Origin of the sequence: Serratia sp. 506_PEND (genome assembly GCF_001076875.1) — a bacterium.
Lineage (GTDB): Bacteria > Pseudomonadota > Gammaproteobacteria > Enterobacterales > Enterobacteriaceae > Serratia > Serratia marcescens.
In genome coordinates this window covers 1-15,439 of sequence record NZ_JVEL01000551.1, presented here as the reverse complement: position 1 = coordinate 15,439, position 15,439 = coordinate 1, and the positions used below count along the sequence as shown (strand labels likewise).

Here is a 15,439-nt window from a genome sequence, read left to right as displayed (position 1 = left end):
GCCAGGCCACCTCGGTGATGAAGCGCACTTTCAGGCGCGAGTCGGCGTTGGCGCCGCAGAAGGTATCCACCACGAACAGGCGTTTGCCGGACAGTTGTTCGGTGACCAGGTGTTTCAGATCGGCCCACACTTCCGGGCTGAGGGGTTTGTTGTCGTTCTTGCCTTTGCCCTGATCGGCCCACCACACGGTATCGCGGGTGATGTCGTCGCGGACGATGTATTTGTCTTTCGGCGAGCGGCCGGTGAAGATGCCGGTATCGACGGAGACGGCACCCAGCTTGGTGACTACCCCACGCTCAAAACCTTCCAGAGATGGGTCTGTTTCTTCCTTAAACAGCAGTTCATAGCTCGGGTTGTGAACGATTTCGCTAACGTCGTGAATGCCGTAAGCGGCCAGATCCTGAGGGGTTATACCTTTAACGCGCATGTTACTACTCCTTGGTCACAGAATTTCTGGCGGCAATTGTAGGGATCTAACGGTGCGTAACCGCGATGGGTATCAAATATTTAACGTTTTAGGCGGTATTTCGTTACGATCTGAGAGATAGCACACGGAAAAAAGCAAACGTGCAAACGGCGGGCGTTGGCGGGCGCCGGGCGCGCCCGCCGAAAGGGTGTAACTTAGTGCAACTGGTCGCTTTCGCCGGTGTTACCCGCATACAACGCGGCAACATCAACCGGGTCAAAGACATAGTGGCTGCCACAGTAGTCGCAGTGCATGTCGATGTTGCCGTCCTGCTCCAGCATGTCCGCCACTTCGTCGGTCGGCAGGGTCAGCAGCGCGTCGGCGCAACGTTGGCGAGAACAGGTGCAGCGGAACTGCACGTCCTGCGGTTCGTACAAAGTGACCTCTTCCTGGTGGTACAGGCGGTACAACACTTCGTTGGCCGGTAGGCCGAACAGCTCTTCGCTTTTGACCGTGTTGGTCAGTTGCACCAGATGATCGAAATCATCGAGATTGCCGTCCTGCGCCGGCAGCACCTGCAGCAGCATACCGGCCGCCGCGGCGTTGCCTTCCGCTTCGCCGGTGCGAATGAACAGGCGGGTTGGCAGCTGCTCGGACTGGCGGAAGTAGGCTTCCAGGCATTCGGCCAGGGTTTCACCTTCCAGACCGACGACGCCCTGATAGCGCTCGCCTTCCGTCGGGGAAATGGTGATGACCATGACGCCGTTGCCGATCATCTGATGCAAGGTGCTGTCGTCGGCGATAGGCGCCTGGGTGCGCGCAACGCCGCGCATCTCCTGGCGGTTGTTGCCGTTGATCACCGCCAGCTTCAGCGGGCCGTCGCCTTGCAGCTGAACGGTGATATCGCCGTCGAACTTCAGGGTCGCGGTCAGCAGACTGGTGGCGACCAGCAGTTCACCCAGCAGCTTTTGCACCGGCGCCGGGTAGTCGTGGTTATTCAGGATCTGCTGATAGGTTTCGCTGACGGTAACCAGCTCGCCGCGCACCGCGTAGTTTTCAAACAGGTAACGGTGCAATTGGTCATGGTTGGACATAATCTTCTCTCATTGCGGTGAGGGCTTATTCCGGCTCACCAAATTTAAATTTCATCAGGTCGCGCCGCTCCTTTTTGTCCGGACGACGGTCCGGATGCGGCATGGTCAACGCGTTCATCTTGCGCGCCAGCGCCATTTTTTCGCGGTTGGCGATGCTGGCTTCGGTTTCCTGATACATTTGCTGCGCCTCGCCGGCGCCGCGGCGTTGGCTGGTCAGCGCCAGCACGATCACCGTACGTTCTTCGTTGCCCTGCCGCAGCTTGAGCTCGGCGTTAAGTTCGACAATCTTGCTCGGCTTGCCGCGCTGGCCGTTATAATGCACCTTGCCGCCGTCGATCATTTCGCGCGCCAGCGCGCGGGTCTTGTAGAAGCGTGCGGCCCACAGCCATTTATCCAGCCGGACCGCGTCGTCGCGCGTCGCTTTGTCCTTCATGCTTCCCCCTTGGCCAGCGCCGGTATCAGCAGGCGATAGTCGCGCATCGACGGATGGCGCTGGAAGCTTTTCTCCGCCGTGCTGGAGTCCGGGTTTTGCACGCCCAGGCAGTAACGAATGCCGAAAGTGCGCGCCGCGTCGAGGATCGGCTCGCCGTCGTCGACGAACAGCGTGCGCTGCGGGTTGAACCCGGTGTGCTGTTGCACCGCCTGCCACAGACGCTGATCTTCTTTCGGATAACCAAATGTGTGGGTGGAAAACAATAAATCAAGGTGCCGATCCAGACCGGTATGCTCGATTTTCACCGCCAGGCTGTGCGGATGGGCGTTGGTCAGCAAAATGGTTTGCAGGCCGGCGCCGCGCAGCGCCCGTAAAAACGGCTCGGTATCCTCGCGCAGCCGGGCGCGGCTGCCCACTTCGCTGGTCATGCGGTAGATATCCAGATCCAACCGCTCGCTCCAGTAATCGAAGCAATACCAATTCATGGTGTGCTGCACCGCCTGATATTCCCGCTCAATGATATGACGGGCTTCGTCAAACGGAATGGCGCGCCTTTCGCTCAGCGCTTGCGGCACCAGGCTGAGCCAGAAGTGACTGTCGAATTCCAGGTCCAGCAAGGTGCCGTCCATATCCAGCAGCACGGTATCGATCTGCGGCCAATCAAATTCGGGAACCATAAAAACTCCACGGGCGGACCGACGGGCGGTCCGCAGATGAGAATAATAGCGTTAGCGTAGCATAAGCAGATGACAGGGCGGAGGCCCGGCGTCAGGTTCAGGCCATCGGCCGCATCGACATCGGATTGATCTGCGGATTGAAGCAGCTGTCGTAGTAACGCTGGATATCGGCGACGCGGTGCTGATTGATGCGCCGACGCTGCACCAGCCGCCAGGCGTTATAGCCCAGGCTGACGACCACCGCCAGCAACAGCAGGCTGGTGCCGAGGTAGCGCCACAGGGTGATCATGTCCGGTTCGCTGTGCAGCGCCACGTGGCGGGTGCCGTTGGCATCGACGCTGAGGCTGGTGATCACCCCTTGCGCCTGGAACGGGGTATGCAGCAGCAGAGTGGAAAGGCGCTGCAGCTCATTCCACTGGTCGAGGGCGTTGTATTCGCTCTGCGGCGCTGAAGACTGCGGATGGCTGACCAGCTGGCGGCCTTCATCGCTGCGGATCAGGAAACCGCCCGGCGGCGGGCTGTTGAGCGCCGCGGCGGCCAGGCGCGTTTCATTGAAGATGAACGACGACGTGGCCACTTTGGTCAGGCTTTCCAGCGACTCGGCGCTTACCGGGCGCAGCAGGACGTTGACGCCTTGCAGCGCGCCGGATCTGGCGCGTTTCACCAGGCCGCTCCAGTTTTTGGCGTTGCCCAGGTTGACCAAGGCGTTTTTTAACCGCACGCAGTCGTTTTCTGCCTGGCACAAATCCTGTGTTTTCAGAACGATATCAGAGAAGTCATCCAACAGGATCATGCCGGATTTCTCGATGGCGCTGGCCAGCTGCGGGTTGACCTTCTGATCGGCGCCGCTCGGATGCAGCTGGCTGTTGACCGTGGCCAGCAGGGCCGTCGCTTTATCTATGACTTCCGATTCCGGCTGCGGCAGCGGGGCGGCGTTGTTCCAATAGATGCCGGAGCAGTCGAACGGCGCAAAATTGACGGTGCCGCCGCCGTTGGCCGGCGGCGGCACATAGCACATGCCGCTGCCGCGCACTTTCAGCGTGTCGCCGATGCGCAGCGGCGTGGCTTCCAGGGCTTGCACGCTGGTCACTTCCACTTTTTGCGCACCCTGCAGCCAGGCCATGCTGAGGGTCAGCGGCAGGTTGAGCGGAATATAGATCAGCAGCAACAGCAGTACCAGCGCCGAGCTGGCGACCAGCACCGCGTTGCGGCCCCACTGCTGCAGCGGGAAATTCTTCACTTCGTCATGCAGCGAGAGGAAGCGCCCCTGGCGCACTACCTGCCGATTGAGGTAGACGTCCACATCGGTGGTCTTGCCCAGATCCTGCGTCAGGTACGGCTGCCAATGCGGCGGGTAGATAAGATCGATGATGCCGAGCGAAATGTTGCTGATCTGCCCCTGATCGGACTCGCCGAACAGGCCCCAGCGCTTCGGCGTGCCGCGCAGGCAGTGGATCTCTTTCAGCTCACGCGACGCCGGACGGCGGAACAGGTTCCAGCATCCCCAGGCGATCATCAGCACCGCCACAAAAATCATCCAGGGGATAACCAGCACCGGGCTTATCAGGCTGAAGAACAGCAGCAGCAGCGCGGCGGAGATGATGACGGCTTCACGGATGCCGTTCGGCCGGTTCAGCGCATGCTCTTCCGGCGTTTCCTTGCGAATATTGACCAGCTCGACATGCTCGCTCTCTTCCTTGCGGATGGACGCGTTTTTGGTCGGCGTGGCGGCCACCACCGGCGGCTGCGGCCGATCGTGAATATGATCTTTCAGCGAGTGCCCGTTGAGCGAAATCACCAGCGGCAGCGTCTGGGTTCTGATCACTTCCACATGGTTGTCGGCGGTGATATAGGGTTCCCAAAACGGCGGCAGATGCACCTCTTCCGCGTCGAGGTAATAGCGCCATTTATTGGGATCGTCGCTGGCCAGCCCGTAGCGGGTGATGGCGTGCGTGACCGGATATACGTTATCGCTTTGCGGTGTGAGCGCCAGCTTGGCCGCGGGCAGCGTAGCGCCGCCGCCGGGCAACAGTTTGTTGCTCAGCTTGTTTTGCTGATTGAGATAGAACTCGACTGTGGCGCGCTCTTCGTCGGTCAGCTTGCGGTGGGCAGGCTTGATAAACGGCAATGCGTGCGCCAGCGCCGACGGGTTGCGGGCCTTGAACCACAGGTACAGGCCGGCGGCAATCAGGCAGACAAGCACTAAGGCCAATATCAACACTATTGTGCTCATGCAATCCCCATCTCACACCCGTGAATTTCGCCAACCTGATGAAAAGCTGAATATTATACGGAGTAAACCGCCAGGAGGCACCCAGAACTAATGAGGGAACAAACAGATTCTCGCTCTGGATCTCATTCCTTCATGACGCAAGGCCATTTTATCACTGATTCTTGCCTGCGTGATACTAGCAACCGGTCTCTGCCGTCGATATCGGTATTATCCTATTTTCTTGCGCGCTGTTTGCTGAATCAGTACGGAAAATCGCCGGCCGCTGGCTACGCTTGTTAAAAGAAAGTAAATTACTGTTCATGCGCGTTGCGGCGGAGCTTGCCCTTAACGCACAATGTGATCAGGATCGAATTTGGTCAGCGTTTGAGCGCCAACGAGCCGTGCGTTACGCCAATCATTTTTTCGGTTGCCCCGTCCGCGCCTGGGTAACCTCTTTGAGGCAATCATGGATAAACACCTGCAAAAACCTAAAATTCTGAAAGTGGAAACGGTCGCGCGTTCGCGTTTGTTTAACGTCGAGTCGGTCGATTTGGAATTCAGCAACGGTGTTCGGCGGGTGTATGAACGCATGCGGCCTTCGGATCGCGAAGCGGTGATGATCGTGCCGGTGATTGGCGATGACCTGCTGCTGATCCGCGAATATGCGGTCGGCACCGAATCCTATGAGCTGGGGTTCCCGAAAGGGCTGATCGATCCCGGCGAAGGGGTGCTGGAGGCGGCCAACCGCGAGCTGATGGAAGAGGTGGGGTACGGCGCGAAACGCTTTGATTTTCTCAGTAAGCTGACGATGGCGCCGTCCTACTTTTCCAGCAAAATGAATATCGTGCTGGCGCACGATCTCTATCCGCAGAGCCTGGAGGGGGATGAGCCGGAGCCCTTGCCGCAGGTGCGCTGGCCGATCGCCAACATGATGGCGCTGCTGGCGGAACCGGATTTCCGTGAGGCGCGCAACGTCAGCGCGCTGTTCCTTTCCGAGGCATTTTTGCGCGCGTCGCGCTGATACGTTTCACGCCGAATAAAAAAAGGGCCAGATTTCTCTGGCCCTTTTCGATCAGAACAGCTCGTGGCTTTCACCGCCCGGATCGGTCAACGTGGTGCCGGTATCGCGCGATGGGTAGTCCGTCGGCTGCGTTCCTTCGATGAAGTACTCGGAACGGCTGCCGCCGCCACCGCCAGAGAGCTTGCCGCTGCTCTTGTCGATGGTGACGCTGATGATGCCCGGCGGCGGCGTGACTTTCTGCTCTGGGATGCCTTCCAGCGCGGTTTTCATGAAGTCGTCCCACGCCGGCTGGGCGCTCTTGGCACCGCCTTCACCGCCGGAAATCTGATCCGGGATGGCGCCGGATACCGTCGAACGGCCCAGGTCGCGGCGGTGATCGTCGAAACCGATCCACACCGAAGTCACGGTATCCGGGCCATAGCCTGAGAACCAGGCGTCCTTGGAACTGTTGGTGGTACCGGTTTTGCCGCCGATATCATGACGTTTCAGATCGCGGCCGGCGCGCCAGGCGGTACCCATCCAACCCGGTTCTCCGAAGATGTTGCTGTTCAGCGCGTCGTGGATCAGGAAGGCCAGCTGTGTGCTGATGACGTGCGGCGCATACTGTTGATCGCCGTCCTGCTGTACCTGAGCCGGGGTGACTTGCTCCAGCTGAGGCATCGGCACCGTGCTGTTGTTGCCTTCCTGCGAGGTGGCGACGTTTTCGATGTTGTCGTCGGACAGCACCGCCGAACGGTGGGTGTCGCCGTAGATCACCGGCAGGTTACAGCTGCCGCACACCACTTTCGGTTTGGCTTCGAACACCGTATTGCCGTTATCGTCTTCAATTTTGGTGATGAAGTACGGGTCGACCAGATAACCGCCGTTCGCCAGCACCGCGTAGCCGCGCACCAGCTGCATCGGGGTGAAGGAGGCGGACCCCAGCGCCAGCGATTCGGTATGCACGATATTCTGCGCCGGGAAGCCGAAGCGCTGCAGATATTCCGCCGCGTAGTCGACGCCCATCGCGCGCATCGCACGCACCATCACCACGTTCTTCGACTGCCCCAGCCCCTGTCGCAGGCGAATCGGGCCGTCGTAGGTCGGCGGCGAGTTCTTCGGCCGCCAGTCGGTGCCGGCGCCGGCATCCCAACGGGTAATCGGCAAGTCATTCAGAATGGTGGCCAGCGTCAGACCTTTATCCATCGCGGCGGTGTACAGGAACGGTTTGATGTTCGAGCCCACCTGACGCAGAGCCTGCGTGACGCGGTTGAACTTGCTCTGATTGAAGTCGAAGCCGCCAACCAGCGCTTTCACCGCGCCGTCGTTCGGGTTGATAGAGACCAGCGCCGAGTTGACGTCCGGCACCTGCGACAGCCACCAGGCTTCGTTCACTTTACGCACCCACACTTGCTGGCCGGCCTGCACTACGTCGGTGACGCGTTTCGGCGTTGGGCCTTGCTGAGTGTCCGAACGGTATGGGCGTGCCCAGCGCATGGTCGCCATCGGCAGGGCAATACTGCTGCCGTCGGCCAGCATCGCCGTCGCTTCCTGCGGGTTGGCGGCGGTGATCACCGCCGGCGCCAGCGGGCCGTAGTTCGGCAGGTTTTTCAGCGAATCGACAATCTGTTTGCGATCCCAGGCCGCTTCGCCGACTTTCCACAACACGTTGGATGGGCCGCGGTAACCGTGGCGCATGTCATAGGCCAGCACGTTGTTGCGTACCGACTCCTGCGCCGCCAACTGCAGCCGTTTGGTGACGGTGGTGTAAACCTTGTAACCGTCGGTATAGGCGTTTTCACCGTAACGCTTGATCATCTCCTGACGCACCATCTCGGAGAGATACGGCGCGGAGAAGCTGATTTCCGGCGCATGGTAATTGGCGACCAGATCTTCGGAGCGCGCCTGATCGTACTGCGCCTGCGTGATGTAGTGTTCGTCCAGCATGCGCGACAGCACCACGTTGCGGCGGGCAACGGCGCGATCGTGCGAATAGAGCGGGTTGAAGGTGGACGGCGCTTTCGGCAGGCCGGCGATGGTCGCCATTTCGCTCAGGGTCAGCTGGCTGACGTCTTTGCCGAAATAGACCTGCGCGGCGGCGCCTACGCCGTAGGCGCGGTAACCCAGATAGATCTTGTTCAGATACAGCTCAAGGATTTCATCCTTGGTGAGCATCTGCTCGATGCGCACCGCCAGGAAGGCTTCCTTGATTTTACGCATCAGGGTGCGTTCCGGGCTTAAGAAGAAGTTACGCGCCAGCTGTTGGGTGATGGTACTGGCCCCCTGCGAAGCGTGGCCGGAGACCAACGCGATGGAGGCGGCGCGGAAGATGCCGACCGGATCGACGCCATGGTGATCATAGAAGCGGCTGTCTTCGGTGGCGATGAATGCGTGCACCATCACCGGCGGAATTTGATCCAGTTTCAGCGGAATGCGGCGCTTCTCGCCGTATTGGGCGATCAGTTCGCCATCGGCGCTGTAGACCTGCATCGGTATCTGCAGCCGCACATCTTTCAGCGTTGCGACGTCGGGCAGCTGCGGCTCGACATATTTGTACAAGCCGAAAATCGAGGCTGCTCCCAGCACGATGCAACATACTGCAAGGATTAGTAAATACTTTACGAACTTCACCTGAGATTTCCCATTTCTAAGTCATTTGGGCAGTTTATAAACAACCGCGCGGTAGTATAAAGGCAAGCCTGCGACATGGATATGTTCTTTTATCATCTGATGTTATGGAGGCTTGCGAAACATGTTCCCTCAAGCATGGCAGGTGGGGCTGGATATACAAATCGACTGCGTGCGGGCGGTGGCGGCCCAACGCCGCCGCAACGGCTGGCAGTTGCGCCACTGGTGGCAGCAGGCGCTGCCGCAGGCGGTTTTACGCGATGGCTGTCTGGAACCTTCTGAATTCCTGATCCGGGCGCTGCGGCAATGGCGCGTCCAACTGCCGCGACATATTTCCTTACGCATTGCCCTGCCGGCGCAGCGCGTGTTGCAGCAACGCATGGCGCAGCCGGACGTGCGGCTGCGCGAGCCGGAACGCAGCGACTATATCGGCGGCCACGGTGTGAAGCAGTTTCCGCTCGACGGCCAGACGCTGGCGCTCGACTATCGCACCGCGCCGGCGGATGAGGCGGCGCTGTTGCTGACCGCCGCGCGGCGGCAGGAGCTGCAGCAGTGGCTGCATTGTCTGCGTCAGGCTGGCCTGCATCCGCAAGCGGTCGATATCACCCCCTGCGCGCTGCGGATGATGGCGACGGCGGCAGGCGTGCCGCCCGCTGCGGGGCTGATGCACCGTCTCGAACGAGAATGGCTGTGGGTGGCGCCGGCCGACGGCGCGTTCGCTTTTGGTCTGGCGCCGGGCGACGATGACGCGCAGGCGCTGCGGGCGCTGCAAGCTCAGATGCCGGCGGGCGACGATCGGCCGGTCTATGCCGGCAGCGTGCTGGCGGGAGCCTTGCCCGCCGGTTGCCTTGCCTGGTCGCCGCTCAGCGCCTTCACGCAGCTGCGTCCGCCGTTGCCTGCGCATCCTTCGGCGTTCGCGTTGGCCGGTGGCCTGGCGCTGCGCGAGGAGGATCGCTGATGTATCAGGTCAACTTTCTGCCTTGGCGACAACGCCGCGATCGGCGACGCGGCTATTTCTGGTTGGGCGTGCTGATGTTACAGGTAACGGCACTGTTGCTGGCGCTGTTCCTGGTCGCCGGCCAATTGCGTCACCAACAGGCGCTGCGGCAGGCGCGGCTGGCGATGCTGGGTGAAGAGCTGGCGGCACTGACGTTGCTCGCCCGTCAGCAACAGCAAGAGCGGGCGCAGCGGGCGCTGCACCGCGCCCGCGCCGAACGGCAGGCGAGCAACGCCCAGCATAACCGGCGTTATTTTCATCTGCTGCAGCAATTGTCCTCCAGCATTCCTCCACCGCTGTGGCTCACGGCGCTGGAGAGCGATGCGGTGAATGGCCTGCGGCTGCGTGGATTGAGCCGTTCTCCTGCGGCCATCACGCAGTTCGAACGGCGGCTGGCGGGGATGCCTGCGTTGCCGCGGTTGCGTTTGGCTGAGGTGGCGCAACGCGACGACGGCCTGTACACCTTTCATCTGGCGGCGCAGTGGGGGCGTGATGGATAACCGTTTGTCATCCGGGCTGCGCCTCTGGCTGAGCTTGCCGGGCTGGCTATTGCTGCTGTCGCAAGGGTTGGGTATCGGCACGTTGGCGCTGTTGGGCGGTGGCTGGATGCTGCAAGACGAATGGCGTCAGCGGGAAAGCGCGGGGGAGCGGCAACAGCGCCTGTTGCAACAGATCGCCATGGTGCAACGCCAACTGGACGAGGTGCCGGAAACCGCTATCCCGGCGGCGCCGCTTCCTCCGTCCACCAACGGCGATCTGGCGAGCGTGCTGCAACGGGCGGGAGGCGCCTTGTTGCGCTGGCAGCGGCAGGAAAAACCGCCGCGGCAAACGCTGAGCTTGCGCATTGACTACGCCGGTTTGCTGGCGCTGCTGGAGGCGCTGCCCGCCGATTTACGCCTCGAGCAGCTGAGCGTGGAGACGCCGCCCCTTGGCATGACGGCGCGGTTGGTTTTGCAGGATGCCGCCGAGGATCAGCCCAATGAGTAAAAGACCCGGCCGTTGGTGGTGGCTGCTGTGGCCATGGGCACTATGCGCTGAGCCGCGCGACCCGTTTGCGCCGCTTCCGATGCCTGCTTGTGCCCAAACGGAGGCGTCGCCGGCGAGCTGGCGACTGAAAGGCGTCATCGGGCAACCGACGCTGCGCTATGGCTGGGTGGTGACGCCGGCGGGACAATGGTTGCGCCTGCGGCCGCAGCAACGGGTGCTGGCCGAGCGCTGGCAGGTGACACAGGTGCAGGCGCGTAGCTTGACGTTAACGGCGCTGACGGCCGAACCGGATTGCCCGGCGAGCCAGGGCGACGTCTCGCTCATGATGGACAACAAGGATGGCAAACCATGAAAGGATGTGCTGGATTGGCCGTGGCGCTGTGGTGCCTGACGCTCGGCACCGCGCAGGCGCAGGATAAGCAGCGGGTTTCCCTGGAATTTCAGGATGCGCCGGTCACGGTCATCCTGCAGGCGTTGGCGGATTATCGGCAGATGAACCTGATCGCCGCGCCCGGCGTGAGCGGCAACCTGACGCTGCGGCTGGAGAATGTGCCCTGGCCTCAGGCGCTGGCGTTGACCCTGCGCATGGGCAAACTGGCGATGACGCGGGAAGGCAACGTGATACTGATCTCGCCGGAGCCGGACGCGCAGGAAAAAAGGCAGCAGCGAGAGGCGTTGGCGCAGCGGCAACCGCTGCACAGCCTGACCCTGACGTTACAGAACGGCGATGCGGCGGAAATTGCCGAAAGCCTCAACGCCCAACGCGGCGCGTTGTTGAGCGAGCGTGGCAGCGTGTTGGCGGATAAACGCACCAATACGTTGCTGCTGCGCGACACCGCGCCAATCCTGACGCAGTTGAAAAAGCGGATAACGGAAATGGACGCGCCGCTGGCGCAGGTGCAACTGGCGGCGCATATCGTGACGATCAACCGCGAAAGCCTGCGTGAGCTTGGCGTGCGTTGGGGGTTGGCGGCCGACGACAGGCCGGCGCGGCCGTTGCGGCCGGGCAATGTCGGTGTCAATCTGCCGCTGGAACGCGGCGCCGTGAACGCCGGTTTTCATCTGGCGCGCATCAGCGGGCGTTTGTTGAGCCTCGAGCTGACGGCGCTGGAGCAGGAGAATCAGGTGGAGATCATCGCCAGTCCGCGCCTGCTGACGGCGCACCTGCAAACCGCCAGCATCAAACAGGGGACGGAGATCCCTTATGAAGTGTCGAGCGGCGCCAGCGGTGCGACCGCCATCGAGTTCAAAGAGGCGGTGCTGGGCATGGAGGTGACGCCGAAAGTGTTGCCGGACGGGCGCATCACGCTGACGCTGCACATCAGCCAAAATATGCCGGGGCGCGCCATCAGCCGCGGGGCGGGTGAGGCATTGACCATCGATAAACAAGAGATTAAGACGCAGATCACGGTGAAAAGCGGCGAAACCCTGGTGCTCGGCGGTATTTTTCAACGGCATAGCGGCAAGACGGCGGACAAGGTGCCGGGATTGGGGGATGCGCCACTGCTGGGGGGCTTGTTCCGGCAAAGCGGCGCACAACAGAAAAAACGCGAACTGGTGATCTTCATTACGCCGACTCTGATTAAGGGATAAGCGGCTGCCTGTCGGCTGGGCGGCAAATCTCCTAAAGTTGATGAGCAGATACACTTTTTTATCCCCTTGGGGGGATCTGCGTTTGACGCTGCGGCCGATTTAGCTTACAAGGGTTACCGAATTGAGCACCGAGGTTTTTTGTTAGCGTCAAGACGCCGTTAAAAACATATGGTTTCCCTCCCGCGGCGTGGATTGCGATTTATTCGGTTGCCAAACTACCAAGAGTGTTGAGATAATTTTTCGTCTGATCTCGCACTATCGCTCATGAGGTTTCAGTTTAGGTCCCGCCGCTGATTTGATTGGCGGGGCGGGTTAACATTAACGAATTGTCTTAGTAATACCGAAAAACATGGCAGAGAAACGCAATATCTTTCTGGTTGGGCCTATGGGTGCCGGCAAAAGCACTATTGGCCGTCAGTTAGCTCAGCAACTCAATATGGAGTTCTTCGACTCCGATCAAGAAATTGAGCGACGTACCGGAGCTGACGTGGGCTGGGTATTCGACGTGGAAGGGGAAGAAGGTTTCCGCGATCGTGAAGAAAAAGTCATTAATGAACTGACGGAAAAACAAGGGATTGTGTTGGCGACCGGCGGCGGTTCGGTGAAGTCGCGCGAAACGCGCAACCGTCTGTCCGCGCGCGGCGTGGTGGTCTATCTGGAAACCACGATCGAGAAGCAGCTTGCTCGTACCCAGCGTGATAAAAAACGCCCGCTGCTGCAGGTCGATTCTCCGCCGCGTGAAGTGCTGGAAGCCTTGGCGAAAGAACGCAATCCGTTGTATGAAGAGATTGCCGATGTCACCATCCGCACCGACGATCAGAGCGCTAAAGTGGTTGCCAACCAGATCATCAACATGCTGGAAAGCAACTGATTGCCGCTTTCCGCGTTCGCCGTCGGCCAATGCGGATAACTGATTTGTGTTCCCCGCAGTTGCGGGGATCAACCACCGCCGCACCATACAGAGAACTGAGCGCGACATGGAGAGAATTACTGTAACGCTTGGGGAGCGCAGCTACCCGATTACCATCGCCGCCGGATTGTTCAACGATCCGGCTTCTTTTATGCCGTTGAAGGCGGGTGAGCAAGCGATGTTGGTCACCAACCAGACCCTGGCGCCGCTTTATCTGGAGCGTGTCCGGCAGGTGCTGGAGCAGGGCGGCGTCGTGGTGGATCAGGTGATCCTTCCTGATGGTGAGCAGTACAAATCTCTGGCGGTGTTGGAGCAGGTGTTTTCGGCGCTGCTGGAAAAACCGCACGGGCGCGATACTACGCTGATCGCCCTCGGCGGCGGCGTTGTCGGCGATCTGACCGGCTTTGCCGCCGCGTGCTACCAACGCGGCGTGCGCTTCATTCAGGTTCCCACCACGCTGTTGTCGCAGGTGGACTCTTCCGTGGGCGGCAAGACCGCCGTCAACCACCCGCTCGGCAAAAACATGATCGGCGCTTTCTATCAACCCGCTTCGGTGGTGGTTGATCTGGATTGCCTGAAAACGTTGCCGACGCGTGAACTCTCTTCCGGCCTGGCAGAAGTCATCAAATACGGGATCATCCTCGATCGCGAGTTCTTCGTCTGGTTGGAAAACAACATCGATGCGCTGATGGCGCTGGATATGCAGGCGTTGGCCTACTGTATCCGCCGCTGCTGCGAGCTCAAGGCCGAGGTTGTGGCCGCCGACGAACGCGAAAGCGGACTGCGAGCCTTGCTGAATCTTGGCCATACTTACGGCCACGCCATCGAAGCCGAAATGGGCTACGGCGTATGGCTGCACGGCGAAGCGGTGGCTGCGGGCATGGTGATGGCGGCGGAAACCGCGCACCGTCTCGGCCAGTTCTCCGTTGAAGACATCGAGCGCATCAAAACGCTGTTGCTGCGCGCCGGCTTGCCGGTCTGCGGGCCGCAGGAAATGACGCCGGAATCCTATCTGCCGCACATGCTGCGCGACAAGAAAGTGCTGGCGGGTGAACTGCGTCTGGTGCTGCCGACCGCGATCGGTGCGGCGGAAGTGCGCGGCGGCGTAGGGCATGAGCTGGTGTTGGCGTCGATCGCCGCCTGCCTGCCTGAGCGGGCGCGTAATTAAATCGGACTAAGTAACAGTGGCTTAGCCGCCATTTGCATCTATATTAATACAGTGAGCAGAGCACGACGGGTGTCGCTTTGCCATCATCGGGTTAATCTGCCCGTGCCACGGTAGGTCTACGGTGGCGGGCTTTTGCCTCTAGTTGGAGGGTTTCAGATGGACGAGTTTAAACCGGAAGACGATCTCAGACCTGATAGCAGCGATCGTCGCCCTACGCGCTCGCGCAAGCCGGCCGCCGCGCCGCGCTTCGCCGTTTCGCGCCAACATTTGATGATTGGCATCGGCATTTTGGTGTTGCTGCTGCTGATTATCGGCATCGGTTCAGCCCTGAAGGCGCCGACCAAACATGAAGCGGCTCAGGAGAACGGCGCGCAAAACGGCGGAGCCCGCGATATCAACCTGTCCGGTTCTTCGTCGCTGACCACCGCCAACAACGGCGTGCCGGGCGGCACGACGGATACCCACGATAACAACGGCGTGAGCGCGACTCAGCCGCAGCAACCGCAGAACGTCAGCGTTCCGCCGATCTCCGGCACGCCGACCGAAGCGCAAACGCAGCCTCAGCAGGGCGGTGCGCAGCAGCGCGTCGATTTGCCGGGCAACATGGCGGATGCGCTGTCGCAGCAGCAGGGGCAGGTGGATGCGGCGACCCAAGGCATGACTGGCGCAGCGTCGACGTTGCCGACCGCACCGGCGACGGTGATGAGCGGTGCCGCAGCGCGCGAAGCGACGCGTCCTGTGCAGGGAACCGCGCCGCAACAGCATAAAACGCCGGCGAAAACCGCCGCCGCCAAACCGACCGCAACGCAGCATAAATCACCGACCACGGTGTATACGCCGCCGGCCAAGCCGTCTTCCACCGCGAAAGCGGGAGCGGTCGCCAGCAGCGGCAGCTCTCTGCAGTCTGCGCCGGGCAGCCACTATACCTTGCAACTGAGCAGCGCTTCGCGTTCCGATACGCTGAACGCCTACGCCAAACAGCAGAAACTGCAGAATTACCTGGTGTACGCCACCAAGCGTGACGGCAAGCCGTGGTACGTGCTGGTGAGCGGCAACTATGCTTCTTCCGCAGAAGCGAAGCGCGCCATTGCTTCGTTGCCGGCGGATGTGCAGGCGAAAAAACCGTGGGTCCGACCTGTACACCAAGTGCAGCAAGATCTTAAAAAATAAATCATTTAAATTTGTGCGCTGATGTGCTGTCTGAAACAGAGTACAATCCGCCGCTCTGAATTGTATAAGTAGCTAATTGACGGCATGAAGAAAAACCGCGCTTTTTTAAAATGGGCTGGTGGAAAATACCCGCTGGTAGATGAGATTCGTCGCCATCTGCCGGC

15 protein-coding genes and 1 pseudogene are annotated in these 15,439 nt (G+C 60.6%); 10 read left to right on the top strand and 6 right to left on the bottom strand.

What is annotated here, in order from left to right; translation table 11 throughout:
- The 5 genes from ADK28_RS24100 to ADK28_RS24080 form a co-directional block, all read right to left on the bottom strand.
- A partial coding sequence (locus tag ADK28_RS24100) for a phosphoenolpyruvate carboxykinase (ATP) (RefSeq protein WP_048796872.1) occupies positions 1 to 427 on the bottom strand: 427 nt, incomplete at its 3' end.
- Between the two features lie 194 nt (positions 428 to 621).
- Positions 622 to 1,500: an Hsp33 family molecular chaperone HslO gene (gene hslO / locus ADK28_RS24095; protein ID WP_015379307.1), complete on the bottom strand. Its 879-nt coding sequence runs from the start codon at positions 1,498 to 1,500 to the stop codon at positions 622 to 624.
- Between the two features lie 25 nt (positions 1,501 to 1,525).
- The gene (gene hslR, locus ADK28_RS24090; RefSeq protein WP_016930377.1) at positions 1,526 to 1,933 is read right to left on the bottom strand and encodes a ribosome-associated heat shock protein Hsp15; all 408 of its coding nucleotides are present in this window, start codon (positions 1,931 to 1,933) and stop codon (positions 1,526 to 1,528) included.
- Positions 1,930 to 2,610, bottom strand: coding sequence for a GMP/IMP nucleotidase (gene yrfG / locus ADK28_RS24085; RefSeq protein WP_016930376.1), 681 nt, complete (start codon positions 2,608 to 2,610; stop codon positions 1,930 to 1,932). Before yrfG ends, hslR begins: the two co-directional genes overlap by 4 nt.
- A 97-nt stretch (positions 2,611 to 2,707) precedes the next feature.
- Positions 2,708 to 4,843, bottom strand: a complete 2,136-nt coding sequence (locus tag ADK28_RS24080; RefSeq protein WP_048796871.1) for an intracellular growth attenuator family protein — start codon at positions 4,841 to 4,843, stop codon at positions 2,708 to 2,710.
- 445 nt (positions 4,844 to 5,288) lie between these two features.
- Here ADK28_RS24080 and nudE point away from each other — a divergent pair, with 445 nt between their 5' ends.
- Complete coding sequence (gene nudE / locus ADK28_RS24075; protein ID WP_015379304.1) at positions 5,289 to 5,843, top strand: ADP compounds hydrolase NudE; 555 nt, start codon at positions 5,289 to 5,291, stop codon at positions 5,841 to 5,843.
- Between the two features lie 51 nt (positions 5,844 to 5,894).
- Here the strand turns inward: nudE and mrcA are convergent, their stop codons facing one another.
- On the bottom strand, positions 5,895 to 8,453 hold the full coding sequence (gene mrcA / locus ADK28_RS24070; protein WP_031300057.1) for a peptidoglycan glycosyltransferase/peptidoglycan DD-transpeptidase MrcA: 2,559 nt from the start codon (positions 8,451 to 8,453) through the stop codon (positions 5,895 to 5,897).
- Positions 8,454 to 8,574: 121 nt separating this feature from the next.
- Here mrcA and pilM point away from each other — a divergent pair, with 121 nt between their 5' ends.
- From pilM to ADK28_RS31850, 9 genes and pseudogenes are all read left to right on the top strand, one after another.
- The gene (gene pilM / locus ADK28_RS24065; protein ID WP_033639214.1) at positions 8,575 to 9,408 is read left to right on the top strand and encodes a pilus assembly protein PilM; all 834 of its coding nucleotides are present in this window, start codon (positions 8,575 to 8,577) and stop codon (positions 9,406 to 9,408) included.
- Positions 9,408 to 9,947: a PilN domain-containing protein gene (locus ADK28_RS24060; RefSeq protein WP_033639215.1), complete on the top strand. Its 540-nt coding sequence runs from the start codon at positions 9,408 to 9,410 to the stop codon at positions 9,945 to 9,947. Before pilM ends, ADK28_RS24060 begins: the two co-directional genes overlap by 1 nt.
- Positions 9,940 to 10,434: a hypothetical protein gene (locus tag ADK28_RS24055; protein WP_048796870.1), complete on the top strand. Its 495-nt coding sequence runs from the start codon at positions 9,940 to 9,942 to the stop codon at positions 10,432 to 10,434. The genes ADK28_RS24060 and ADK28_RS24055 overlap by 8 nt, the downstream gene beginning before the upstream one ends.
- Positions 10,427 to 10,786: a HofP DNA utilization family protein gene (locus ADK28_RS24050; RefSeq protein WP_028127614.1), complete on the top strand. Its 360-nt coding sequence runs from the start codon at positions 10,427 to 10,429 to the stop codon at positions 10,784 to 10,786. The genes ADK28_RS24055 and ADK28_RS24050 overlap by 8 nt, the downstream gene beginning before the upstream one ends.
- Complete coding sequence (gene hofQ / locus ADK28_RS24045; protein ID WP_048796869.1) at positions 10,783 to 12,027, top strand: DNA uptake porin HofQ; 1,245 nt, start codon at positions 10,783 to 10,785, stop codon at positions 12,025 to 12,027. Before ADK28_RS24050 ends, hofQ begins: the two co-directional genes overlap by 4 nt.
- 349 nt (positions 12,028 to 12,376) lie before the next feature.
- Entirely contained in the window at positions 12,377 to 12,898 is a 522-nt protein-coding gene (gene aroK, locus ADK28_RS24040) for a shikimate kinase AroK (protein ID WP_004391482.1), read from the top strand.
- A gap of 106 nt (positions 12,899 to 13,004) precedes the next feature.
- Positions 13,005 to 14,105: a 3-dehydroquinate synthase gene (gene aroB, locus ADK28_RS24035; RefSeq protein WP_033639217.1), complete on the top strand. Its 1,101-nt coding sequence runs from the start codon at positions 13,005 to 13,007 to the stop codon at positions 14,103 to 14,105.
- 156 nt (positions 14,106 to 14,261) lie between these two features.
- Positions 14,262 to 15,275, top strand: coding sequence for an SPOR domain-containing protein (locus ADK28_RS24030; protein ID WP_016930365.1), 1,014 nt, complete (start codon positions 14,262 to 14,264; stop codon positions 15,273 to 15,275).
- 84 nt (positions 15,276 to 15,359) lie between these two features.
- Positions 15,360 to 15,439 (top strand): annotated as a pseudogene (locus ADK28_RS31850) (DNA adenine methylase); the annotation flags it as partial.